Genomic DNA, 22,522 nt, shown 5'->3' with positions numbered 1-22,522 from the left:
AGGTTAATAAATAGGTTGAAATAAATGGCATCTTTCGACACTCAGCTATTGCAAATTCAATTAATTCCATTAGATAAAAGCAATAAAGCACAACAGGATAAATTGCTTGAGATTAATGGCTCTTTTATTCATCAATTTACATTGGATATGCAAGTAAGTGGTTTTACTGGAGACTTAACACTGATTCCTTTGGATTATGATAAAGCATTGATTAACTCAGTCAAAGATTTGATGATGAAAGGTGCGGTTAAAATTAATATATTGATTCAACAAAAATTAAATGTTGATAGCCAAAGCAGTCAAGTAGAGCAGCTTCTTTTAAGTGGTTACTTAACTGAGTATCAACCGTTAACTATGGAGTACTTAGATTTTAATAGTCAAATAGACACCAAAACTAAAAAACCTGTGATCACATCTATGCGTCAGCGCTTAAGATTGAAATTTACTGACCCATTGCAATATTGGTTAAAGCAATCAAGTAAACGCATGGGATTTAAGGATAAAAGTTATGGTGATGTCATCGCCGATATCATGTCACCATTTACAGCACTATGTACCTTGACCGTAGATGAAAAGCTCGCGGATTACCAAACGAAAAGACGCGTTATTATCCCTTGTGTGCATGGAAAGAATATAAGTCATTATGAATATCTAGTGTTTATTGTTGCGCACTATGGTGGTGTGTTAGCCCTTGATTATCAGGCGATGCAGGAGGAAAAGCCAAGTGTGGTGCTGTCAAAGGATTTTGATGGTAGTGTGATTAGCTGGCCTGCGATAAAGACGCCAAAATATCAAATAAAAGCGCTTGCGACAGATGAAGGCTCCAAATCCAATACAAATTTGGTTTTTAGCGATTGGCAGCAGTTGATTAATATCAAACTTGAAAATATCACAAAATCACAAACAGCAGATCAGGTGATTAATACCTTCCCTGAATTAGTAAAAAGCTATCCTGAGAGTGCTGAGGATAAGCCAATATGTATTGTTAATAGACGCATATCATCTGCCGTTGAAGATGATGCTAAAAAACAAGCAAATCAGCGATTAAAATTTGAGACAACTCAGAAATTGCCATTGCAGCAATTAATAATGCAGTTTGATGTATTACCAAGCTTTATAGGGCGAATATTTCCACTTGATCAAATGGATTTGAATTTACCGTTAGCTAATGGTGAAAGCTTAAATTTATTCGGCGATAAATCTGCTCAAGTGCATTCATTTAAATTGATGATGAGTCTTCATCAAGCAAACAATGAGGGTGTTCGTCTTGGAAAGGTGAAAGCCGCAGATCTTAAAAGATATTATTCAGCAACGCATACGCTTGTTTCAGAGTATGTGTTTACTGACCCCAAAGAGCAAGATCTTGCGTTTACGCCCAAAGTGAGGGATATGCCATTAATAACGACAGAGGGGGTTGTTGTCGGCAGCTCAGATGCAAATCAACAGCAAAGTAATAAATCAGCACAATATTTATATGTGGTAGATAAAAATAAAAGCCCAGCAATTGACGGTATGAGTTTAGATCAATTGACAAAAGATGAGCTATGTTATTGGGTTAAATTGCCTGAGTTTAACAATCTACTGATACAGGTTCCTGTTAGTGGTTATATCACACATGCTCAATATCATTTGCCATTGAAAGTAGGCACAAGGGTAATGCTGAAATGTAACCCTGAATATGTAATGCTTGATGGCATTATTGCAACGAAAATTATAAAGCCCATTGAGGCGTCGACTCAGCTTGAATCGTTGTTTTGGGGCGCAGATCAGGAGATGTCACTCCAAGCAAGTACTGATAAGACAGGCAAAAAACAAAAACTCAATATGGGGATAGATTTAGGTGAGAATAATGAAAAATCAAACTATAGCATTGAGTTTGATGCACAAGCTAATACCACTAAGATTAGTGCAACAAGTGCAGGTGAATCAGGGAGTTAAGACGTTTTTACTGTTTCTTTAGTGGATAGTAATCAGGTATCCATTGTGCGTTGTTAACGAGTTTCTCGACATCAGCTTCTTTGGCTTTGATACTTGATAAGCCTTCTTTAATCGCTTGTTTAGCAACAGCGATAGCGACCGCTTTGCTAACAATGGTGGCATCATGAATTGGTGGTAATACTGGATTGTTAACGGATTGATGCAGTGGTGAGAAGCTCGCTAGTGTTTCGCTGGCAACGCGAATCATACCATCAGACATCTTGGTCGCTTTAACAGCAATGGCACCTAATCCAAGTCCTGGGAAAATGAACGCATTGTTGCCTTGAGATATCTGGTAAGTTTTTCCTTGATAAACAACAGGTTCAAATGGACTGCCTGCGGCAATAATGGCTTTGGCATTGGTCCAGTTGATGAGATCTTCAGGTGTTGCTTCACAGTGTGAATTTGGATTTGATAATGGCATGATAATCGGGCGCTCAATATTTTGCGCCATGGTAGTGACAATCGGTTTGTTAAAAGCACCTTTAACCGTTGAACAACCGATTAAGATTGTGGCTTTAGCATTTTGCACGACTTCAAGCAATGAAATATTTTCCTGATTATTGATATTCCAATTCTTAAGTTGCTTTCTTGATTTAGCATAGGGCTTTTGAAAGTCTGGTAAATCAGGCATATCATCAACGACAAGACCAAATCGATCAATAATATAAAAGCGATCCAAAGCTTGCTTTTTTGTCATGCCACTGGCAATAAAGGCATCAAGAATCTGATCCATAATGCCGCAGCCTGCGGTGCCGGCACCAAACATTACAACTTTATGATCCGTAAATTTAGTTTGGGTGGCTCTGATGGCTGAAATCACATTAGCTGTAGCGACAATCCCTGTGCCTTGCATATCATCATTGAATGTACAAAGCTGGTCGCGATAAGTCTCTAAAATCGCGCGCGCATGACCTCGACCGAAGTCCTCCCAGTGCAAATAGACATTGGGGAAGTGCTTTTTTACACTTATGACAAATTTTTCGATAAATTGATCATATTTTTTGCCGGTGATACGTGGATGGCGCGCGCCAAGATACATCGGGTCATCTAGTAGCTTTTGGTTGTTGGTGCCAACGTCAAGTTGTACAGGAAGCACATTGGCAGGATTGATGCCCGCACAAATAATATAAACCATCAGTTTGCCAATGCTAATATCCATGCCGCCAATGCCCCAGTCGCCAATACCAAGGACAGCCTCGCCATCGGTAACAATAATAAAATCAATCTGTTGCTTTTTGGCGATATTGCTGAGGATCTTATCCATTTGTTTTTGTTCATCATAGGCAAGATAAACGCCAGCAGGGCGTCTGAATTCGCTAGAGTATTGCTCAACGGCATCACCAACCGTTGGTGTATAAACAATCGGCAATACCTCGTCGATATGTTGTGAGCAAAATTTATAAAAAAGCGTTGTATTGCTATCATGCAGGGTATTTAGAAAAATATTTTTCTGGATATTGTCATTTTTCTCTTGAAATTGACGATAGACACGCATCAATTGTGAAGATAGGCTTTCAACTTGAATTGGCAATTTACCGTGTAAATCAAACGCATCACGCTCTTCTTTGCTAAAGGCGGTGCCTTTATTTAACAGTGGATTGTCCATCAGTTCATGGGCAGAAAGGGAAGTTTGAATTTCTTGTGTTTGCCCGTCTTTATTGGTAATAACTTTAAACATATAAGCTCCTTGCTGTTTGGTGTAACAGTTATGAGTATAGGTTTATAAATGCTAAGCGCAACGTTAGACAGCTAAAATAAAGCAATAAAAAATGTTAAGGAAAACAGGGTAATGATTAGTGAATACGAAAAGATCTTGTTAATACTTCTTCAATAGGGATGAATCCACCAAAAAGCTCATCTTCTTGGTTGGCAATGGTCATTTCAAATATCCATAGGAATTGTTCTTCAGTAATGGTGTGCGTGCCAAGGGATATGATTTGTTCAATAATAAACTCAAGCTCATGCGATTGAATGTCACCTGCTAAGTAGGCTTCAAGCAAGAATCGCAGGCTTTCTGTTGGAATAATTGCCTTTTCTTGTGGTGTAAAGACACGCACGGTTTCAGGGTGATAGTCTGCTCTTGGCTCGTCATTGAATTTGCTGAAACGTTCAAGCCAAGCAATTGCCTGCTCAATCGCCTGTGGTGCAAGACCTGCTTTTTGCAATTCATGTAATATCTCTTGTGAGTTTGTCAATTTGACCATATCACCATCGAAGTAGGGCAAATCGCTAAACAGCGACATGAGAACTTGTAGTATAGGGGCTTTGTTGTTCATGTTACCTTATTAGATTCGTTTATATCCGCCAGGAACTGCGCTAACAAGCGCTTCCATCTCAAGCTCAAACAGTATGCCAGTTATTTTTGCGTATGTTAAGTTGGTCGTGTCGATAATTTTGTCAATCGTGGTACAACTTGAGCCAATGCTGTCAAAAACAAGCTGTTGCTCGTTGGTGAGTAATAATGATTGTTGAAAGGGTGTTTGCGAAGTATTGAGCGTTTGTGTGAGATTTAGCTCATCAATGATATCTTCTGCTGAACAAACAAGTTTTGCACCCATTTGAATGAGCTTATGGCAGCCATGACTTTGGCTGTGAAATATATTGCCTGGAATAGCGAAAACATCGCGGTTTTGCTCAAGAGCATGCATTGCCGTGATCAATGAGCCACTTTTGTGCGCTGCTTCTATGACAACAACACCAAGGCTTAAGCCACTAATCAATCGGTTTCTTTTAGGAAAGTGAAAGCGCTTAGGTGCTTGTCCTAATAAAAACTCAGAAATAACCAAACCCTGTGCTTGAATTTGAGCATAAAGGTGACGGTTCTGTGCCGGATAACAGATGTTGACGCCAGTGCCAAGTACGGCAATGGTCTTGCCATTTTGATTAAGTGTTTCTTGGTGTGCCAACGTATCAATGCCAAGCGCCATACCACTATTGATGGTAAGTTTGGCTTGTAACAGATTAGGGATCAGTGCCTTGATACATTCACTGCCGTAAAGACTGGCTTGGCGCGTGCCAACAATAGCAAGTTGCAGTGTGTTTAAAAGGGCAATATCGCCAATGGCATAGAGGCTTAATGGTGGATCGCTGATTTGTTTTAATTGTGGCGGGAATACTAGATCAGTAAGATGAATCAAATGATGTTTATCAGAAGATTGAAGCCAAGTTTCAAGTTTTTTGAGATAAGGCGTGAATTTCTGCTCTTGAATAAAAGTAATCGTTTCATGATTTAAATTTAAAGCGTGTTGATAATTATGTGGTTTGGCAAGAAAGTCATCAATGCTAACTTCAAGGCTCACAAGTTTTTGATAGTGCTTAAAAGAAAATCCAGGGATAGTGTGTAAAACACTAAAGCTCATGTTTTGCATGGTGTTTGGGGAGTTGAGTTAATACTGTGCTGCCAATCATAACTTCTTGTTGAGCGTCAGTTACGAGTGCTATAGCATGATGGTTAGCAAGTCGATAGACAAATCCTTGCCCTAAAAACTGTCCAGGGATGGCATAACCATCAACTTTTTTAGCAGGTGATTCAAAATAAACGCGCATACCCATTTTAAGTCCGGCGCTTTGTCCTGTATTGATTAAAACAGATTGATAGGTCCCGGCAAAATCAGCTTCACCCTCTAGTTGTGTGACTTCACCGCTGATATTGCTATCAGCGACAATTTCATCGTTAGGTAGTTTTGTTTGCACTAAATCAGAAGGTAGCGCATGATCACCGATATTAATCTCTTGGGTAATATTCATAATGCGCATGACTAGTGTGCCTTGGTAGTTGCTAATAAATTCAGCCTTGCCAAGGCGTTTGAAAATATAATCGTATTTATTCTCAGCATAAGGAATGCTATTGACATGTGAAAAAATGTAGTAAAAGGGTGTTTCATTGGTTTTGGAAACATAAACAGTGTCACCAGAGCTGACAAGAGTTTGCCCTTTTGATGAGGCAATGATTTTGGCTGCATCCCTCAAAGGAATGTCAGATAAATAAAAATTACTAAAAAAGGTATGATATCTTTCATATAAAGATTCAGCATTTACGGGTTTGCTTAACAGTGAGACTAATGAGAAAAAGACGATAGACAGTAGCAGTTTGTGTGAAATACTGCTAAGTGATGCTTGTCGTGCAAAGGAATATTTGTGCATTTTTTATAAATCTCGTAGAATGTGCGCGTTAGTAATCTGCTAAAACTCTAGCCTAGATGTTGGGGAAAAGCAAAAAAAGCACAACTAAAACGAAGGAATTCCATGAAAATACAAAGAGATAGCTTTGTAAAGATGCATTTTAAAATCCGTTTAAAAGATGGATCCATTGCTGAAGATACGAAAAACTATGATCACCCATATGTTTTTCAAATGGGCAAGGGCACGTTTTCAGAAAAAGTAGAAAATGAGTTACTTGGTTTAGAAATTGGTGCTAATCGTAAGATGATGTTGATGCCTGAAGATGCTTTTGGTCAAAAACATCCGGCGATGATTTATGAAGTGCCAAGAAAAAGATTCCCAGAAGATATGGAATTAGAGCAAGGTCTAATCGTTGCCTTCTCACAGAAAGATGGGACAGAATTACCTGGTGTGATCGTTGAGATTCATGAGCATGATGTGACGGTTGATTTCAATCATCCATTATCAGGGCAGGTGATTTTGTTTGATGTTGATATCTTAGAGGTTTCAGATAAGGAATTTGCCTAATGAAAATTATTTTAGCCAACCCACGGGGATTTTGCGCGGGTGTTTCACGCGCTGTTGATGTTGTTGAACGTGTGCTTGCATTGGAACCTCATCCTGTCTATGTGCGCCATGAAGTGGTGCATAATCGTGCGGTGGTTGAAAGCCTTAAAGAAAAAGGGGCAATTTTCGTTAAAGAATTACATGAAGTGCCAGATCATGCCGTGTGTATATTTAGTGCGCATGGTGTGTCGCAAGCGGTAGAGGAAGAAGCAAAGCGTAAAGCACTTAAAATTTATGATGCGACCTGCCCATTGGTGACAAAGGTGCATAAAGAGGTGCAAAAGGCCAGTAATATTGGTGTCGAATGTGTGCTTATAGGGCACAAAGGACACCCTGAGGTTGAGGGGACACTTGGACAATATAAAAATGACTACAGTCAGATCTATTTGGTTGAAAATGTTGATGATGTGGCAGACTTAGATGTTCAAGATCCAACAAGGCTTATTTTTGCAACCCAAACAACCTTATCGGTTGATGAAACAAAAGATATTATTGCTGCATTAAAGGCTAAATATCCTGAAGTCAGTTCACCAAAAAAAGAAGATATTTGCTACGCCACCCAGAATCGCCAGAATGCAGTAAGAGAATTGGCTAAAGAGGCTGATATTCTTTTGGTGGTAGGCTCTAAAAATAGCTCTAACTCAAACCGTCTGCGTGAGCTAGCTGAGAAAGAGGGGGTAGATGCATACCTGATTGATAATAAGGATGACATTAATCTTGAATGGTTTGCTCATAAGCATAATGCAGGTGTTACTGCTGGGGCTTCGGCGCCTGAGTATTTAGTGCAGCAAGTGGTAAGCTTCTTGCAAGCACACTTTGCCGATGCCTATGTTGTTGATTTTGAAGGCGTTAAGGAAGAGGTAACTTTTCCTTTACCAAAGTTATTAAAGCAAACTAAGCTTGGCGGTGTGAAAGCCAATAACAGTAACGTGTAAGGATAATGCGATGAAAGATGACCAATCGTTAGATAAACAAGTGACGCAGCGCATTAAAAGTATCTATATTCTGCCAAATTTATTCACTTCAGCGAGTTTGTTTGCAGGGTTTTATTCGATTATTGCTGCATTTAACAGTCATTTTGTGCTGGCGTCAGTGTGTATTTATATTGCCGCGATCATGGACTCATTAGATGGACGTGTTGCGCGTTTAACCAATACACAAAGCGCATTTGGTGCGGAATATGATTCACTGGCTGATATTGTGTCATTTGGTGTGGCGCCTGCTTTGATTATCTATTTCTGGGCAGTAAACCATTTAGGACAATTTGGCTGGGCAGTTGCATTTATTTATTTGGCGTGTGTTGGTTTACGCTTGGCGCGTTTTAACACACAGCTTGATGATAACAGCCCTGATAGTAAACGCTATTTTACAGGATTACCGTGTCCGGCATCCGCTGCAACGATTGCTGGATTTGTGTGGTTTTGCAATACCCTGGGACACACATCCGCTGAAGGATGGGTGACATTTTTCGCAACGATTATCACTCTTTATTTATCAGCGATGATGGTAAGCAATATTAAGTTTAGAAGCTTTAAAGATTATGACTTAAAGGGCAAGGTGGTCTTTACACAAACAGTATTTGTCGTCTTTATCATTGCGATTATCTTTATCGATCCATCGGTTACTTTGTTTGTGATATTTATGATTTACGCGCTATCAGGCAGTATTGCGCGAGTTTTTAAAGGTAAACAAACAGCACAGGTTAAATAGGGGTATTATTGCTTGGCGTGTAGATTGTCACCGACAAGGTGCTTTATGACCATGCCAGCAATCGTTAGCCCAAACAATGCCGGCATATAGCTAATCGTACCATTAACAGCACGGTCGCGACTATCGCCATCAACGGGCTCAGGTGGAAGCGGTGGTAATGAACTCTCTGTCGAGTATACGGCAAGAATGCCTTTTTTAACTTTGAGGCGACGCAAGCGAATACGCACGAATTTGGCGAGTTTACAAATGCTTGTTTGATAGATGTCAGCGACTTTAATTTGTGTCGGGTCAAGTTTACCACCAGCACCCATGCTTGAGATAACATTGTATCCATGCTCATGGGCATAAGCGACAAAGGCAACCTTGCACACAAGGCTATCAATCGCATCAATGACAAAGTCGTAGTGTTTATCAAATATAGGTGTCATATCATCTTTGCGAATAAAATCATCGATAATATTAACCTTGCAATTGGGGTTAATATCTAAAATGCGCTCGCGCATGATTTGGGCTTTTTTCATGCCGATATTTGAGTTTAATGCGACTAATTGGCGATTAAGATTAGATTTTGAGACAACATCATGATCAATTAATGTGATTTCACCAATGCCAGCACGCGCTAAGGCTTCAGCGGCGAAAGAGCCAACACCACCGACACCTGCAAGTAATACATGTGATGTTTCTAGTCGTTCAATACCATCATCATTGACAAGAATGGCTGTGCGTTCAAAAAGTCCCGTATGTTTCATTGAAAATTAAGTAGTTATTTTTTGCGGTAGTATGCCAGATAAACACTATAGATGCATTAATCTTGGCTAAATAGTGCGTCAATAAAGTCATCGGCATGAAATGGGCGAAGATCATCGATCTTCTCACCAATACCAATAAAGCGAATGGGTAATTGGAGCTTTTTAGCAATAGCGAAAATAACGCCACCTTTGGCTGTACCATCCATTTTAGTAAGCGTAATGCCGGTAACTGAAAGGATTTTATTAAATACCTCTGCTTGCATAATGGCATTTTGCCCAGTACCTGAATCCAGTACCAGCATGACTTCATGCGGAGCCGTATCATCAAGCTTTTTCATCACACGTGCGACTTTCTTAAGCTCTTCCATTAAATTATCTTTGTTATGCAGGCGTCCTGCGGTATCAGCAATGACAATATCAATATTTCTTGATTTGGCTGCTTGTACTGCATCATAGATAACTGAAGCGCTATCAGCCCCCGTGTGCTGAGCAATAACAGGGATATGATTGCGCTCGCCCCACACTTGAAGTTGCTCAACAGCAGCTGCGCGAAAGGTGTCACCTGCGGCTAAAATCACCGACTTACCTTCGGTTTGGAATTTCTTAGCAAGTTTACCAATTGTCGTCGTTTTACCAGCACCATTAATACCAATCATTAGAATAACATATGGCTTATGTGCGCTATCAATCACTAATGGCTTCTCAGAAGGCGTGATAATTTCCTTGAGCTTTTCTTTAATAAGATCGGTAAGTGCTTCAATGGTTTGTAGCTCATTGCGACTGACTTTGTTACGCACCGTCTCCATGATTTCCTGAGTTGCTTCAACACCAATATCTGCGGTAAGTAGCTGCATTTCAATATCATCGATTAGATCATCATCAATGACTTTTTTACCCAAGAGTAAATCACCAATGCCACCACCGAGTTTTGAACGTGTTTTTTTCAAACCATCTTTTAAACGCGCAAATAGTCCACGTTTATCCTTGTTAGCTGTTTCAACTGCAATGTTTTTTTCTTTATGGTCTTTTGTTGATGTCTCTGTGTTAGCGGGTGCTAATGACTCAGGTGTTTGAATATCAGTGTTTGTTTTAGGCTCGGCTTCTGCTTCAACTGGTGTTGAAACAGTTGAGGTTTCTACTTCATTTACAGTTTCTTGCTGAGGCTTTGCTTCTGTTGCAACATCTTGTTGTATTTGCTCTTCTTGAATAGTATGCGCATCAGGACGTTTGATTTTTTGTTCATTACTACGTTTAAAGCGGTTAAATAAACCCATGTCGATCAAAGTATAAATTTAAACTAGATGCATTCTGCATGATGCCTTAGGTCTTTTCAAGTATGCTTTATTGTTATTTGCGATCAATACCAAAGAAATCTGGGTATTGTTTAATGGAATCATTGATTTGATAATAATCTGCTTTAGTGTCAGTGCATATATGAGCTTTGATTTTGAATACAGCGTTTTTGTTATCAATTGCACTTAAGGCAACGCTGGCATAAGACTGTTTATCTTTACTTATATTGTAGAGTCGACTGCCACAATGACTGCAAAACATGCGTAGCAAGTCATGTGATGATGCATAGCTTTTTAAATATTCCTTGCCATGCTCAATCATAAGGCTTTGAGGTTTTATGGAGAGTTGTGCAGCAAAGGGCGTGCCGTGTGATTTCTGGCAAACGCTACAATGGCAGAAAGCTGCTATTTTGCTGGCTTCACAGTTAAAACGGATCCGTTGACAAAGGCAAATGCAGTTAATTTTTTGTGGCATGTTAAAACTTGGCGATAAATCCACCCCAAACAAGACCAGCACCAAAGGCTTCGGTAAGGATGGTTTGTCCTGGCTTTATTTGGTTGTTGCGTACGGCATGATCAAGTGCCAAAGGAATGGAGGCCGCTGAAGTGTTGCCATGGTTTTCAAGGGTAAGGATCACCTGTGACATCGGCATATTAAGCTTCTTGGCAGTGGCTTCAAGAATACGGTAGTTGGCTTGATGGGGTACTAGCCAGTCAATATCTGAATCTTGCATATTGGCTTTAGTTAATAAATCAGATACCAAATCACTAAGCTTAGAAACAGCCTTTTTAAAGACCTTATTGCCTTCCATGTGTAACATCGCATGATAATGAGCTTGGGTAAATGGTACTTTACTTAAAAGTCCTGGGATATTTAGCATATCTTTGCCTTCACCATCACAATAAAGCGTTGAGGCAATAATACCCGCTTCATTACTTTGGCTTAGGATAATCGCACCGGCACCATCACCAAATAGAACACAGGTTGAGCGATCTTGCCAATCCAATGTGCGTGACATGCGCTCAGAAGCAATGACTAAGGCATTTTTGGCGCTGCCGTTTTCAATATATTGTTTAGCAATATCAACAGCATAAACAAAACCACTGCATGCCGCACTAATATCAAATGAGGGGCAACAAGGTGCACCTATTTGTGTTTGCACAATGCTTGCAGTCGACGGCATGATGTAATCCGCTGTTCCTGTGGCAACAATGATAAGGTCAATATCTTGAGCTTGAATATTGCCCATACTCATGGCGTTTTTGGCAGCTTCAATTGCCATATGTGCTGTAGTTTCTGATTCATTGGCAATATGGCGCTGTTTGATACCAACGCGTTGCGTGATCCATTCATCAGAGGTATCAACCATTTTGGCAATATCGGTGTTATGTAATACTTTGGCGGGTAAGTAACTGCCTGTGCCCGTGATCTTTGCAAACATTATTCTGGCCTTAAGATTGCATAATGCGCTCAATTTGCGCCTGTGTTTTTTGCGGGATATTGTATTTGATTTCTTTGATTGCTTCGTAAATGGCAGTTTCAAAAGCTTCAGCTGAAGCGCCACCATGGCTTTTAATCACAATACCTCTTAAACCAAGCAAAGACGCACCATTATATTGGTTGGTATCGAGTTTGCGTTTAAGTCCTGTCAGCACTGGCGCGCTGATCAACATCGCAAGCTTAGAGAAAATGCTGTTGTTAAAGCTATCTTTTAACATGTCAGCAATAAGTTTAGCCGTACCTTCCATTGTTTTAAGGGCGATATTTCCGGCAAAGCCATCACAAACGATCACGTCAGCTTTGGCTGAAAAAATATCATTGCCTTCGACATAACCGATGTAGTTGATATGGTCACAATTTTGTAGCATCTTGGCAGCTTGTTTGATGCTGTCTAAGCCTTTCATTTCTTCTTCGCCGATATTAAGTAAGGCAACTCGTGGGCGTTCAGTGCCCTTAAGATTTGCTGCTAATACAGAGCCCATAATGCCAAACTGGAAAAGCTGCTCCGATGAGCAGTTGACATTGGCACCCAGATCAAGCATGTAGACAGGATTCATTTTCTTGGTTTTGCGATCTAGCGAGGGAATTGCATAAACGATTGCTGGGCGATCAATTTCGTTAAGTGTTTTTAATACAAATTTTGAAGTTGCCATCAAAGCACCCGTATTGCCTGCGCTCACACAAGCATCAACCTCGCCGCTTTTAACAAGATTAATGGCAACGCGCATTGATGAGTCTTTTTTATTGCGAAGCGCTAATGCAGGAGATTCGTCCATCTCAACAATTTCATTGGCGTTAACAATTGATAGACGTGTCGTATCATATGGCGTTTTATGTGCAGTTAGAAATTGCTCGATATCTTTGGCGATGCCAACGAGACAAATATGCAAATCAGGGAATTTTTTCAGCGCAGATAAGCAGGCTGGAATGGTGGTTTTTAATCCATGGTCACCACCCATGGCATCAATAGATATTTTATAAGATATTGAACTGGTCACAGTAATACAGAATAATTGCCTTATCGTGCAGCTATTCTATTCATCATCAGAAGCAACAGCAACTACTTTCTTACCTTTGTAGTAACCGTTTGCAGACACGTGGTGACGTAAGTGCATTTCGCCAGTTGTTTTGTCAGTTGAAAGTGCTGAAGCAGTTAACGCATCATGTGAACGACGCATATCTCTTCTTGAACGACTCTTTTTATTTTGCTGTACAGCCATTATTAATTCTCCTATTTCACTACTTTAATATTAATCTTTCTTTGTAAATTTTAGCTCTTTTAAAGCAGAAAACGGGTTCGGTTTGTCCTGCTTTTCGGTGTCGCTAGTTTCAAAAACGCCATAGTATGACGTATTTTGTTCAGCTTGACAATCATTAAGTGATTTTTTTGGGATCATTGGAATTGAGAGCAGGATTTCCTCTTCTAATAGTTCAACGAGATTGATTTGATTATCTTTATAAATATATGGATCATAAGTGGCTGGGAAGTTTTTAAAAAAACGATCATCTGTCACAAAGCCAAGTTTAACCGGATCATCAAAGCGAAACTCAAAAGGTTCAAGCGATCTTTGGCAAATAAGTGTTATCTTGCCAGCAAGCTGTCCATCAAGTAATGGTTTATTGTTTTCAAAGTGGAATTTAAGGTTAAGTTGAAAATCATAAGTGCCATCAACAATGCATTCGTGTAGTGAGGATAAGTGTGAAAAACTCAAGGTTTGATTAAGCACCATGCCTTCTTTAGCAGCTTTGATGGGATCTAAAATAAAAGGTTTTTGTTGTAACATGCTTTATCTCAAGATTATCTTTGTTAAAGTACACAGGTGTTTATGATAATGAAAGTTTAGGAGTATGCAAGATGACTTTGCAAGTGGGTGAAAAAATAAGCTTGCCGCAGGTGGCAATGACCTCAAACAAAATATTTACACTTGATGATTACCGTGGCAATTATTTGGTGATTTACTTTTATCCAAAGGATAGTACGCCAGGATGCACCACGGAAAGTATTGGATTTACCGATCATTATAACGATTTTGCTAAAGTTAATGCCATAATCTTCGGTGTATCAAAAGACACCTTAAATTCACATGAGAAGTTCAAGGCAAAATATCATATGCCGTTTGAGCTGATTGCTGATACTGAAAAAGTGCTTTGTGAGGCATTTGCTGTGCTGAAAGAAAAAAGCATGTTTGGTAAAAAATACATGGGCATTGAGCGCAGCACGTTTGTGATTGATATGGAAGGCAAACTTATCAAAGAATGGCGTAAAGTCAAAGTGCCAGGGCATGTTGAAGAAGTGTTAGCATTTATCAGAAGTTTAAAGTAAGACACTTTTGAAATAGGATCTGTATTTATATGAAAAAAATCGATCATGCGTTAATGACTGCTATGGCACAAAATGCCAAGGAATCACCGCGTTTACGTGCACACCATAATTTCCACGCTGAGTTATCAGACCCAGTCAATCGATTAGCTATTCATCTTAAAAAGGGCACTTATATTCGCCCGCATAGACACTCAGAATCACATAAGTGGGAGTTGATCATAGCGCTTAAAGGTCAAATGGGCGTGCTTATTTATGATGGTATGGGTGTTATTGTTGACAAGTTTGTGCTTGGTGCAGATGGGGATACTTTGGGGTTTGAGATGAAACCCAATACATGGCATGCATTGTATGCGATCAGTGAAGATGCTTTATTTTTTGAAGTAAAGCCTGGACCTTTTACGCCAACAGCCGAAGATGATTTTGCCAAGTGGGCGCCCAAAGAGGGCGACAAAGAAGTGGTTGATTTTATGCGGTGGCAGGAGCTTGCCAAAGTCGGTGAGTCTTATTGTTAATGTGTTGAGGTTTTGGAAAATGCTTTTTTACCAATGTCTGTGCGGTGATATTCATTCTGCCAAGTAATGCTATCAACCAATTTATAAGCATGAGCATAGGCTTCTTCAATATCATTGCCTAAAGCAGTAGCGCAAAGTACACGCCCGCCGTTGGTGACAATACTTACCCCATCGCGCTTGGTGCCAGCATGAAAGACTTTACTGTTAGTTTGATGTGCTTGATCAAGTCCAATAATAATATCCCCAGTATTATAGTTGTTAGGATAGCCGCCTGCTGCCATGACCACGCCTAGGGCTGTGCTTGGATTCCAGTGAGCTTCATATTCGTCAAGCTCTTCATTTAATGCAGCAAATGCAAGTTCAACTAAATCAGACTCTAAACGCATCATAATAGGTTGTGTTTCAGGGTCGCCAAAGCGGCAATTAAACTCCAATGTTTTGATCTCGCCATTTGGCATAATCATGAGCCCAGCATACAAGAAGCCCTTATAAGCTTCACCTTCATTTTTCATGCCATCAAGGACAGGTTGAATAATCTGTTGCATGACTTGTTGATGAACTTCATTGGTAACAATGGGTGCTGGCGAGTAAGCGCCCATGCCACCAGTGTTTGGTCCTTTATCACCATTATCACGTGCTTTGTGATCTTGGGAGCTTGCCATTGCTAGCGCATGTGTACCATCACACAGCACAATAAAGCTTGCTTCCTCGCCATTAAGGAACTCTTCGACAACAATCTCGCAACCGGCATCACCAAAGCGATTTCCTTCAAGCATGTCTTCGATCGTGCTTTGGGCTTCATCCATGGTTTGGGCAATAACAACGCCCTTGCCTGCAGCTAAGCCACTGGCTTTGATAACAACGGGTAAGCTCATTTCTTTGAGATATGTTTTGGCTTTGTCAACTTCGGTGAAGTTTTGATAGCGGGCTGTTGGTATATTGTATTTGGTCATAAAGTCTTTACTAAAGGCTTTAGAGGATTCCAGTTGTGCGCATTGCTTTTTCGGTCCCAAGCAGTTTAAACCGTGCGCTTCAAATTCATCGACAACCCCAAGACTAAGGGGTAATTCAGGTCCCACGATAGTTAACTCAATTTCGTTATCTTTGGCAAAGTTTATTAAGTGCGGAATATCAGTCACCGCAATGTCAACATTGCTGACCTTATCCTCGCGCTCAGTGCCGGCATTGCCAGGAGCGACATAGATATGTGTAGCATGCTCAGATTGAGCAAGTTTCCACGCCAGTGCGTGTTCACGACCACCATTACCAATAACTAATATTTTCATCCAGGATTCCTTCGGCATTAAGTTTATAAATTTTAGATGCTCGTCAGTATATCATTAGGAAATCATTTTGCAGGTGTTATTTGCTAAGCGTATATTATATGTGTATATATAAATTAGCGCATAATCATTTGCTGCAGATAAGATGTGCTGTACAATTTAGCAAAATTTGTGAGATGACATAGATAAGGGATGGCATGAAGCATAATCATAATTCAAAACACAGTGTGCTTATCATGGCAGGAGGAACTGGTGGGCATATATTCCCAGCGTTAGCGGTAGCAGATGAACTTAAACGTCAAAATGTTGAGGTATCATGGCTTGGTACTGAATACGGTCTTGAGACTAAACTAGTTGGTGAGCGTTATCCACTGTTTTATCTATCTGTTCGTGGCGTGCGTAAAAAAGGCATGCTCAAAAAATTAAGCTTACCCTTTAGTTTGAGTTATGCAGTCTTACAGGCAATGCGTGTTATTCGTAAGCAAAAAGTCAAAGTGGTTGTTGGTTTTGGTGGCTATGCAGCAGGACCTGGTGGTCTAGCAGCTCGCCTTATGCGTGTGCCTTTAATCATTCATGAGCAAAACGCGCGTCCAGGGATGACCAATAAAACACTCGCTAAATTTGCTCGTAAAGTGTTGTGTGCCTTTCCAACAAGTGCCTTTAAAGCAAAGTCAAGTATTGAGGTGATTGGTAATCCGATTCGTGATGAGATTAAGGTGTTGCATGAGCAAAAGCATGATTTTTATAAGCATGTGTTAAATGTTTTGGTGTTAGGGGGTAGTCAAGGGGCTAAGATATTAAATGACGCGATGCCAGAGTTCGTGCGTGACTTGCCGAAAGATGCTTGCGTTAATCTGTGGCACCAAACAGGTGAGAGGACTTATGAAGAGACAAAAGACGCCTATGATGAAGTATGCGCTGATTATAAGTGTGAGCTTAAAGTTGAACCTTTTATTAGTGATATGGCAGCAGCTTATCAATGGGCAGATATCGTTGTTTGTCGAGCAGGCGCTCTAACTGTTTCTGAAGTTGCTTGTGCGGGAGTGCCTGCTTTTTTTGTGCCTTTTTCCCAAGCGGTAGATGATCATCAATATCACAATGCGCAATTTCTAGTTCAGGCAGAGGCGGCGATTTGTATTCGTGAGCAGAATTTTAATGCGCAAAAGTTAATGGCTTTTGTGCGTGCAATGGACATGAATCGTGCCGAGCTTGAGAAAATGTCGAGTCATGCAAAAGGTGTTGCAAAGTTAGATGCTGTCGAAAAAGTTGTAGCAGAGATTAAAAAATATCTTGCTGGTTGAATGCAAGTGAGTGTCTAAACAATAGTTTCTTGGTAATGATGGATATTCGGGTCAAGCCCGAATATGACAATTCTCGGACTTGATACGAGGATCTCAAAAAATACCTGATAATATTTGCATAGGTAGTTAAATAGACGTATTTAAATCAAGAAATTAATTTATGCGACAAGATGACTCAATTGGGCTTGAGTTGTTAGCGATTCTTGCCGCATTAGATACTTTTTTGCGTTGGATAATACCTTTTTCATAATGATTGTGTCGCTTAAGTTGTGATTAGACATATAATCACGCATTTGTAGTGACAGTTTGGTCTTGATTGTTTGCTCAAAACCACTGCACTCAAGGTAGTTTGCACCAAATTGTGTAAATGCATATAACGCATCGCAATTAAGCTTATCAGCAAGCTGTTCAATATGGGCTAGTAATTTCGCTGCAATTTTTTGATTGCGGTGTGCTTTGTGTGTTGTCAATGTTTTGACAATCATGGCGTTGTGATAGATTTCAATGTGAGCAACGCCGGTCAGTTCGTTGCTCTTGGTAAAAAAGCCAAAAAAGAGCTGTCTTGGACTAAAAAACCATTCAGCATTAAAAAAGTTTACATCAGCAAAAAGTTGTTGAACTTGTGATTGATGTGCTTTTGTTAGTGCTTGAATCGTCATAAAGCGCTCCTTAAGTATTGGCTTTTTTTAGCTTTGTGGTTGTATGAACTTTTGTTTTATTTCGTCAGGTAACACTTTCAATGCGTTAGAACAACGCGTTACAGTGCTAATGCTGACCCCGAGATTCTTAGCAATTTCACGTTGCGGTTTCTCACCTAATATCATAAGCTCCGCTAAAGCATAGCGATTAGATATCTGATGTTTTTCCTCAAGTGTGAACAAAAAATCCAATAATTTTGTCATTTCAGTTTCATCATTTGTTTGTTGTAACAGTTTAACTAAACTTTTCCAGTTGGATTCCATGATCATCCGACCAAATTTTTGTATTAGTGTAACGATACATGCGTAACTGTGATCTGTCCAGCTAAAATTTAGGAAAATCTAAAAACTCTTTTATATTGAGCTGAATACGTCATTTAAAAGCGATGTAATAAGCGCTAACAGTATTTGAATATCTTAACTAATGCATTTAGAATAACCAGCACTAAATTATGATATAGTGCGCTTCACTTAAAAGTGGAAGTGACTAAGTTGCCACTGACCAAATTGGTTTAGACTTAAAATATAAAGAAAGCAAAAAAGAAAAAAGGTTTTGTGCATGAATATAGAGCTTGCAAAAGAGAATATGATCAAACAGCAGATACGCACATTAGGTGTGCCCTACGGTGATTTGCTCAGTGTGATCATTGATACCCCACGTGAGGTTTTTGTCCCTAGCAATTACAAAGAGGTGGCATATTCAGAGGTTGAGATTCCTCTTAATCATCATCAATATGAGTTGACACCGCAAACAGTGACTAAAATGCTGCAATTGCTGCAACCTAAAAAGCATGAAAGAGTACTTGAGATTGGCTGTGGCAGTGGTTACTTAACTGCACTTTTAGCAAAGCTTACTAAGCTCGTTGATGTCGTCGATCAGCATGAAGATATGTTAAATCACGTCAAAAATGCATTAAAAACGATTGGTGTTTACAATGCTAAATATCATGTGAATAAAGAAAATAAAATTGATGCTTTAAATCAATTACTCCAACAACATAATGTGTTTGATTTAGTGATTGTTAAAGAGATGCAAAAATCAGAGCCTACCGATTATCTAAAATATCTCGCTGCCAATGGTAGAATGTTGTACTTTCTAGAAAAAGATAGCTATGCTAAGGCTGTTTTGGTACAAAAGAATACAGATGGATCTTACCAGCAAATGTCAACTTTTGATGTTTATAAGCCAGTAGGGCAAAGGTTACAAGATAAGACATTTCAATTTTAGGTAATAATGATAAAAGGTTAGGTAAATAGATGAAAAAAATCACCTTAATAATGAGTGGACTGCTTGTCTTGGGATATGCATCAGCAGAGCCTTCAACTGCAGTGGTACCAGCACAAGTAGCAACTACAGCAAAGTCAAGTGCAGCGGATGCTCCGCAAACACAAGCACAAAACCTGTCAGGCATTTATCAGTTAGCGCAAAAGCAAAATGCGCAATACCTTGCAGCTGAGGCGACATTTAATTCAAGCCAAGAGGCAGTGCCTGCCGCATTAGGTAAGCTCTTGCCAAACATCACACTAGGCTATAATGCACAAGGCAATTACAGCTCGAGTGCAAATGCATCCGAGGGTCAAAAATCAAAATACTTTACACAATCACCAAGCTTAACGGCAACGCAAGCACTTTTTAACTGGGGTGCTTGGGGTGGTTATAATTACGCAAGCTATCAGGCAAAAGCTGATGCGATTACCTTTGCCATGGCGCAAGCAAGTTTAATTACCAATGTTGCCAGTGCTTATTTTGCGGTATTGCAAGCGCAAGATAACCTAGCGTATGCAGAAGCGAACCAATCATGGAACAAAGAGCTATTAAGTCAAACACAAGAGAAATACAAGGTTGGATTATCAGCCATTACCGATGTTCAGGCAATTAAAGCGCAATATGAGCAAGCTGTAGCGGCAACAGTTCAGGCAAAGAATGATCTAGCAACATCATATGCTGCATTAAGTCAAATTATTGGTCAGTCAGTGACTGCCGTTGAGAATCTAAGTGATAAGTTTCCATTTGATAAGCCGGATCCTGATAATATGGATAAATGGATGGACATTGCCTTGAAGCAAAACTATAACATCGTCCAGAATCAGTTTCTTTTAGAAGCAGCTAAAGCAGGTGTTAGTGGTTTATGGGGTAATTTCTTGCCTGCAGCGACACTAACAGCCAAAGCGTCAAGAGGATTAAGTTATCAAAACACTAATTACACATCAGGGAGTAACAGTGCATCTGTGGGTGTAGGTGTATCTTGGAATGTATTAAACGGTGGTAGTGATTACGCGTCATTAAAACAGCAGCAATATACTAAAGAAGCGTCAAAATACACTTTGTTAGAAGCTGAGCGTGCGACTGAAAGCCAGTTAAAGACAGCTTATTTGACGGTTTTATCTGACATTGCTCAAGTGGAAGCTTATAAACAGGCAGTTATTGCCGCGGAAGCTTCTGTTAAAGCAATGAAAGCCGGTTATGAAGTGGGAACACATACGATTGTTGATCTTTTACAACAACAGCAACAGCTTTTCCAAGCGCAGCAACAGTACGCGCAAGCTAAATATGATTATATCAATGATCTATTAACACTTAAGAATACAGCGGGTGTGATTAGCTATAAAGATATTGATGCGATTAATAAATGGCTCACTGCTGATAAAGTTTCCACTAAAAGCAGCAGTAAAATTTAGTGTTAACAGAAGGCATATTCTAAATGTCAAATAACAAAAAAGATGGCAGATTGAGCTATCTGGAAGTCTTTCTGGAGCGTATTGTTTTTGCTAGTCGTTGGATTCAAGCACCGATTTATCTTATTTTGATATTGGTGCTTTTAGCATTTGTGTATCAAATGGCGAATGAGGTGTTGCACCTTTTTACTAGTCTCAATGTACTTAAGCCGCATGAGCTTATCGTTCTGGGGTTGACACTCTGTGATACTGTTTTGGTGGCAAACCTGATTGTTATTGTCATTATCAGTGGTTATGAGAATTTTGTCTCAAAAATTGATGTTGAGCATAAATCTGGTGAGCCTATTTGGATTAAGCGTTTATCACATACCGGTGTGAAACTTAAAATTGCAGGCTCAATTGTAGCAATTTCATCGATTTCATTGTTAAAACAATTCCTAGATATCCCACAATTATCAAATCGTGAGTTACTGTGGTATGTTGTACTACATTTGACGTTTTTAGTTTCGGCACTTATTTTGGTGTTTGTTGGCTTGCTAGAGAAAAAAATTAAAGAATAGACATGTGTGATGAAGCGCTTGAGTGCAAGGCTTGTCACGAAAAAATACTGGATAGATGATGACAATTAAAAAACGCCAACAGGCAATCGTTGATGATTTTGATTTCTTTGATGACTGGAGTGATAAATACGCCTATCTTATTGGTTTAGGCAAAAGTCTTGAGCCATTCCCAGAGGACAAAAAAGATGAAGCGCATATGGTTAAAGGCTGTCAATCACAAGTATGGTTTGATGCCATATTGGATGATGGTAAGCTTACGTTCTATGCAGTTAGTGATGCGGCAATTGTTTCAGGCTTAATTGGATTGTTGCTTAAAGTCTATAGCGGATCAACGCCAAAAGAAATTGTATCTTCAGATACTGACTTTATGAGTGAAATTGGCTTAGCAAAACATCTAAGTCCAACGCGCAACAATGGACTGCACGCAATGATTAATTATATCTACGGTACGGCACAGAAATATGTCGATGTTAGCGCCTGAGATTATTGTTTTTAGACCTGAACCAAAGGCTTCTTTGCTGGTTGATACACTTTGTTTTCATGAAGTTTATGCGTTGGTAGTTGAGCCGTTTACAATTGAATATATTCCTTTTGAAATACCAACTGCTGCATATACGGATATTATTTTTACCAGTACCTATGCAGTAGAGTCATTTTTCAGTGCTGATCCTGATCATGCAGTAATGGCTCATGCGACTATCTGGGCAGTTGGTAGCGCGACAGCTTTAGCCTTACATAAGCATGGTGTCAAGGCGCATTATCCTGATAAAGCCGATTCAGAACATCTATTAGCAATGTTTTCGGATACTAATCAATCGATAAGTGATCGCCATTTCCTATTGATTAAAGGTGCTGATGGTCGTGAGTTATTAGCTAATGTCCTGCAACAGCAAGCGGCAAGTTTGTCGCTGATCAATTGCTATGAGCGCAAACCTTGTGATAAAAGGGATTTGCTAAGGAAGCTGCAGCAGATTGATTGGTATAATAGACATCCTAGAGTTTTACTTTATACAAGCTTTGATGCACTCAAAGCGTCAATGCCTGTTTTTGATATTTTTAGTGATTGGCAGCAAAAATGTACGGTTACCGTGACAAATAGGCGAATGTTGGACTGGGCTAAACGCCAAGGTTTTGTTAAATTATATCTGTTAGAGAATTTAACCCATGATCAGCTTGTAGCACAGATCATTAAGCTACGATAAGAGGATG

General features: G+C 39.7%; 26 protein-coding genes. 12 read left to right on the top strand and 14 right to left on the bottom strand.

Going from position 1 to position 22,522, the window contains the following annotated elements:
- The first annotated feature begins 24 nt into the window (after window positions 1–24).
- The gene (locus tag F3D68_RS03620) at window positions 25–1,938 is read left to right on the top strand and encodes a hypothetical protein (RefSeq protein ID WP_151193105.1); all 1,914 of its coding nucleotides are present in this window, start codon (window positions 25–27) and stop codon (window positions 1,936–1,938) included.
- A 7-nt stretch (window positions 1,939–1,945) separates the two neighbouring features.
- Here F3D68_RS03620 and F3D68_RS03615 read toward each other — a convergent pair whose 3' ends face one another.
- The 4 genes from F3D68_RS03615 to F3D68_RS03600 form a co-directional block, all read right to left on the bottom strand.
- Window positions 1,946–3,658, bottom strand: a complete 1,713-nt coding sequence (locus F3D68_RS03615) for an NAD-dependent malic enzyme (protein WP_151193104.1) — start codon at window positions 3,656–3,658, stop codon at window positions 1,946–1,948.
- 115 nt (window positions 3,659–3,773) lie between these two features.
- Window positions 3,774–4,223: a DUF494 family protein gene (locus F3D68_RS03610; protein WP_157968224.1), complete on the bottom strand. Its 450-nt coding sequence runs from the start codon at window positions 4,221–4,223 to the stop codon at window positions 3,774–3,776.
- A 42-nt stretch (window positions 4,224–4,265) separates the two neighbouring features.
- Window positions 4,266–5,339 (bottom strand): DNA-processing protein DprA, encoded by a 1,074-nt coding sequence (gene dprA / locus F3D68_RS03605; protein WP_224728223.1) that lies wholly within the window; start codon window positions 5,337–5,339, stop codon window positions 4,266–4,268.
- Window positions 5,329–6,123: a hypothetical protein gene (locus F3D68_RS03600; RefSeq protein ID WP_151193102.1), complete on the bottom strand. Its 795-nt coding sequence runs from the start codon at window positions 6,121–6,123 to the stop codon at window positions 5,329–5,331. Before F3D68_RS03600 ends, dprA begins: the two co-directional genes overlap by 11 nt.
- 102 nt (window positions 6,124–6,225) lie before the next feature.
- Between F3D68_RS03600 and fkpB the strand changes: the two genes are divergently transcribed.
- The 3 genes from fkpB to pssA are packed head-to-tail and all read left to right on the top strand — an operon-like array spanning window position 6,226 to window position 8,418.
- A complete protein-coding gene (gene fkpB, locus F3D68_RS03595; protein ID WP_151193101.1) occupies window positions 6,226–6,669 on the top strand; it encodes an FKBP-type peptidyl-prolyl cis-trans isomerase in 444 nt (147 codons plus the stop codon).
- The gene (gene ispH, locus F3D68_RS03590) at window positions 6,669–7,643 is read left to right on the top strand and encodes a 4-hydroxy-3-methylbut-2-enyl diphosphate reductase (protein WP_151193100.1); all 975 of its coding nucleotides are present in this window, start codon (window positions 6,669–6,671) and stop codon (window positions 7,641–7,643) included. Before fkpB ends, ispH begins: the two co-directional genes overlap by 1 nt.
- 10 nt (window positions 7,644–7,653) lie before the next feature.
- On the top strand, window positions 7,654–8,418 hold the full coding sequence (gene pssA, locus F3D68_RS03585) for a CDP-diacylglycerol--serine O-phosphatidyltransferase (protein WP_151193099.1): 765 nt from the start codon (window positions 7,654–7,656) through the stop codon (window positions 8,416–8,418).
- A 5-nt stretch (window positions 8,419–8,423) separates the two neighbouring features.
- On the opposite strand, the gene F3D68_RS03580 is transcribed toward pssA, so the two are convergent.
- The 7 genes from F3D68_RS03580 to F3D68_RS03550 form a co-directional block, all read right to left on the bottom strand.
- Window positions 8,424–9,167, bottom strand: coding sequence for a ThiF family adenylyltransferase (locus tag F3D68_RS03580; RefSeq protein ID WP_151193098.1), 744 nt, complete (start codon window positions 9,165–9,167; stop codon window positions 8,424–8,426).
- 56 nt (window positions 9,168–9,223) lie between these two features.
- Window positions 9,224–10,441 carry a signal recognition particle-docking protein FtsY gene (ftsY, locus tag F3D68_RS03575; protein WP_151193097.1) on the bottom strand — a complete coding sequence of 406 codons (1,218 nt, stop codon included), beginning with the start codon at window positions 10,439–10,441 and terminating at the stop codon, window positions 9,224–9,226.
- A 73-nt stretch (window positions 10,442–10,514) separates the two neighbouring features.
- Entirely contained in the window at window positions 10,515–10,934 is a 420-nt protein-coding gene (locus F3D68_RS03570) for a GFA family protein (RefSeq protein ID WP_151193096.1), read from the bottom strand.
- 1 nt (window position 10,935) lies between these two features.
- Complete coding sequence (locus F3D68_RS03565; RefSeq protein ID WP_151193095.1) at window positions 10,936–11,901, bottom strand: beta-ketoacyl-ACP synthase III; 966 nt, start codon at window positions 11,899–11,901, stop codon at window positions 10,936–10,938.
- A 10-nt stretch (window positions 11,902–11,911) separates the two neighbouring features.
- The gene (gene plsX, locus F3D68_RS03560) at window positions 11,912–12,946 is read right to left on the bottom strand and encodes a phosphate acyltransferase PlsX (RefSeq protein ID WP_151193137.1); all 1,035 of its coding nucleotides are present in this window, start codon (window positions 12,944–12,946) and stop codon (window positions 11,912–11,914) included.
- A gap of 48 nt (window positions 12,947–12,994) precedes the next feature.
- Window positions 12,995–13,180 (bottom strand): 50S ribosomal protein L32, encoded by a 186-nt coding sequence (rpmF, locus tag F3D68_RS03555; protein ID WP_117002212.1) that lies wholly within the window; start codon window positions 13,178–13,180, stop codon window positions 12,995–12,997.
- Between the two features lie 30 nt (window positions 13,181–13,210).
- Window positions 13,211–13,744, bottom strand: a complete 534-nt coding sequence (locus F3D68_RS03550; protein WP_151193094.1) for a YceD family protein — start codon at window positions 13,742–13,744, stop codon at window positions 13,211–13,213.
- A 71-nt stretch (window positions 13,745–13,815) separates the two neighbouring features.
- On the opposite strand from F3D68_RS03550, the gene F3D68_RS03545 reads away from it, so the two are divergent.
- Both F3D68_RS03545 and F3D68_RS03540 read left to right on the top strand, forming a co-directional pair.
- Window positions 13,816–14,283, top strand: a complete 468-nt coding sequence (locus F3D68_RS03545) for a peroxiredoxin (RefSeq protein ID WP_224728222.1) — start codon at window positions 13,816–13,818, stop codon at window positions 14,281–14,283.
- 29 nt (window positions 14,284–14,312) lie between these two features.
- Window positions 14,313–14,795 carry a WbuC family cupin fold metalloprotein gene (locus tag F3D68_RS03540; RefSeq protein ID WP_151193093.1) on the top strand — a complete coding sequence of 161 codons (483 nt, stop codon included), beginning with the start codon at window positions 14,313–14,315 and terminating at the stop codon, window positions 14,793–14,795.
- Here the strand turns inward: F3D68_RS03540 and purD are convergent.
- Entirely contained in the window at window positions 14,792–16,081 is a 1,290-nt protein-coding gene (purD, locus tag F3D68_RS03535; protein ID WP_151193092.1) for a phosphoribosylamine--glycine ligase, read from the bottom strand. The two genes, F3D68_RS03540 and purD, sit on opposite strands and share 4 nt — an antisense overlap.
- A 194-nt stretch (window positions 16,082–16,275) precedes the next feature.
- Between purD and murG the strand changes: the two genes are divergently transcribed.
- The gene (murG, locus tag F3D68_RS03530) at window positions 16,276–17,379 is read left to right on the top strand and encodes an undecaprenyldiphospho-muramoylpentapeptide beta-N-acetylglucosaminyltransferase (protein ID WP_151193091.1); all 1,104 of its coding nucleotides are present in this window, start codon (window positions 16,276–16,278) and stop codon (window positions 17,377–17,379) included.
- A 158-nt stretch (window positions 17,380–17,537) separates the two neighbouring features.
- On the opposite strand, the gene F3D68_RS03525 is transcribed toward murG, so the two are convergent.
- Both F3D68_RS03525 and trpR read right to left on the bottom strand, forming a co-directional pair.
- Window positions 17,538–18,038: a GNAT family N-acetyltransferase gene (locus F3D68_RS03525; RefSeq protein WP_151193090.1), complete on the bottom strand. Its 501-nt coding sequence runs from the start codon at window positions 18,036–18,038 to the stop codon at window positions 17,538–17,540.
- A gap of 27 nt (window positions 18,039–18,065) precedes the next feature.
- Complete coding sequence (trpR, locus tag F3D68_RS03520; protein ID WP_151193089.1) at window positions 18,066–18,341, bottom strand: trp operon repressor; 276 nt, start codon at window positions 18,339–18,341, stop codon at window positions 18,066–18,068.
- Between the two features lie 295 nt (window positions 18,342–18,636).
- Between trpR and F3D68_RS03515 the strand changes: the two genes are divergently transcribed.
- Genes F3D68_RS03515 through F3D68_RS03495 form a run of 5 tightly spaced genes read left to right on the top strand, consistent with a single transcriptional unit; the run spans window position 18,637 to window position 22,515 of the window.
- On the top strand, window positions 18,637–19,305 hold the full coding sequence (locus tag F3D68_RS03515; RefSeq protein ID WP_151193088.1) for a protein-L-isoaspartate O-methyltransferase family protein: 669 nt from the start codon (window positions 18,637–18,639) through the stop codon (window positions 19,303–19,305).
- A 29-nt stretch (window positions 19,306–19,334) separates the two neighbouring features.
- A complete protein-coding gene (locus F3D68_RS03510) occupies window positions 19,335–20,756 on the top strand; it encodes a TolC family outer membrane protein (RefSeq protein ID WP_151193087.1) in 1,422 nt (473 codons plus the stop codon).
- A gap of 23 nt (window positions 20,757–20,779) precedes the next feature.
- Entirely contained in the window at window positions 20,780–21,313 is a 534-nt protein-coding gene (locus tag F3D68_RS03505; RefSeq protein ID WP_151193086.1) for a TIGR00645 family protein, read from the top strand.
- 58 nt (window positions 21,314–21,371) lie between these two features.
- On the top strand, window positions 21,372–21,794 hold the full coding sequence (locus tag F3D68_RS03500) for a SufE family protein (protein ID WP_151193135.1): 423 nt from the start codon (window positions 21,372–21,374) through the stop codon (window positions 21,792–21,794).
- Window positions 21,775–22,515, top strand: a complete 741-nt coding sequence (locus F3D68_RS03495; protein WP_151193085.1) for a uroporphyrinogen-III synthase — start codon at window positions 21,775–21,777, stop codon at window positions 22,513–22,515. The genes F3D68_RS03500 and F3D68_RS03495 overlap by 20 nt, the downstream gene beginning before the upstream one ends.
- Window positions 22,516–22,522 lie beyond the last annotated feature (7 nt).

This window comes from Cysteiniphilum sp. JM-1 (assembly GCF_008711525.1).
Classification (GTDB): Bacteria; Pseudomonadota; Gammaproteobacteria; order Francisellales; family Francisellaceae; genus Caedibacter.
Note: the sequence above shows the minus strand (reverse complement) of the source record. Positions and strands in the feature narration are given on the sequence as shown.

Coding starts and splice junctions, on each gene's coding strand:
- F3D68_RS03620 (WP_151193105.1), top strand. CDS start 25: ATGGCATCTTTCGACACTCAGCTATTGCAAATTCAATTAATTCCATTA.
- F3D68_RS03615 (WP_151193104.1), bottom strand. CDS start 3,658: ATGTTTAAAGTTATTACCAATAAAGACGGGCAAACACAAGAAATTCAA.
- F3D68_RS03610 (WP_157968224.1), bottom strand. CDS start 4,223: ATGTCGCTGTTTAGCGATTTGCCCTACTTCGATGGTGATATGGTCAAA.
- dprA (WP_224728223.1), bottom strand. CDS start 5,339: ATGAGCTTTAGTGTTTTACACACTATCCCTGGATTTTCTTTTAAGCAC.
- F3D68_RS03600 (WP_151193102.1), bottom strand. CDS start 6,123: ATGCACAAATATTCCTTTGCACGACAAGCATCACTTAGCAGTATTTCA.
- fkpB (WP_151193101.1), top strand. CDS start 6,226: ATGAAAATACAAAGAGATAGCTTTGTAAAGATGCATTTTAAAATCCGT.
- ispH (WP_151193100.1), top strand. CDS start 6,669: ATGAAAATTATTTTAGCCAACCCACGGGGATTTTGCGCGGGTGTTTCA.
- pssA (WP_151193099.1), top strand. CDS start 7,654: ATGAAAGATGACCAATCGTTAGATAAACAAGTGACGCAGCGCATTAAA.
- F3D68_RS03580 (WP_151193098.1), bottom strand. CDS start 9,167: ATGAAACATACGGGACTTTTTGAACGCACAGCCATTCTTGTCAATGAT.
- ftsY (WP_151193097.1), bottom strand. CDS start 10,441: ATGGGTTTATTTAACCGCTTTAAACGTAGTAATGAACAAAAAATCAAA.
- F3D68_RS03570 (WP_151193096.1), bottom strand. CDS start 10,934: ATGCCACAAAAAATTAACTGCATTTGCCTTTGTCAACGGATCCGTTTT.
- F3D68_RS03565 (WP_151193095.1), bottom strand. CDS start 11,901: ATGTTTGCAAAGATCACGGGCACAGGCAGTTACTTACCCGCCAAAGTA.
- rpmF (WP_117002212.1), bottom strand. CDS start 13,180: ATGGCTGTACAGCAAAATAAAAAGAGTCGTTCAAGAAGAGATATGCGT.
- F3D68_RS03550 (WP_151193094.1), bottom strand. CDS start 13,744: ATGTTACAACAAAAACCTTTTATTTTAGATCCCATCAAAGCTGCTAAA.
- F3D68_RS03545 (WP_224728222.1), top strand. CDS start 13,816: ATGACTTTGCAAGTGGGTGAAAAAATAAGCTTGCCGCAGGTGGCAATG.
- F3D68_RS03540 (WP_151193093.1), top strand. CDS start 14,313: ATGAAAAAAATCGATCATGCGTTAATGACTGCTATGGCACAAAATGCC.
- purD (WP_151193092.1), bottom strand. CDS start 16,081: ATGAAAATATTAGTTATTGGTAATGGTGGTCGTGAACACGCACTGGCG.
- murG (WP_151193091.1), top strand. CDS start 16,276: ATGAAGCATAATCATAATTCAAAACACAGTGTGCTTATCATGGCAGGA.
- F3D68_RS03525 (WP_151193090.1), bottom strand. CDS start 18,038: ATGACGATTCAAGCACTAACAAAAGCACATCAATCACAAGTTCAACAA.
- trpR (WP_151193089.1), bottom strand. CDS start 18,341: ATGGAATCCAACTGGAAAAGTTTAGTTAAACTGTTACAACAAACAAAT.
- F3D68_RS03515 (WP_151193088.1), top strand. CDS start 18,637: ATGAATATAGAGCTTGCAAAAGAGAATATGATCAAACAGCAGATACGC.
- F3D68_RS03510 (WP_151193087.1), top strand. CDS start 19,335: ATGAAAAAAATCACCTTAATAATGAGTGGACTGCTTGTCTTGGGATAT.
- F3D68_RS03505 (WP_151193086.1), top strand. CDS start 20,780: ATGTCAAATAACAAAAAAGATGGCAGATTGAGCTATCTGGAAGTCTTT.
- F3D68_RS03500 (WP_151193135.1), top strand. CDS start 21,372: ATGACAATTAAAAAACGCCAACAGGCAATCGTTGATGATTTTGATTTC.
- F3D68_RS03495 (WP_151193085.1), top strand. CDS start 21,775: ATGTCGATGTTAGCGCCTGAGATTATTGTTTTTAGACCTGAACCAAAG.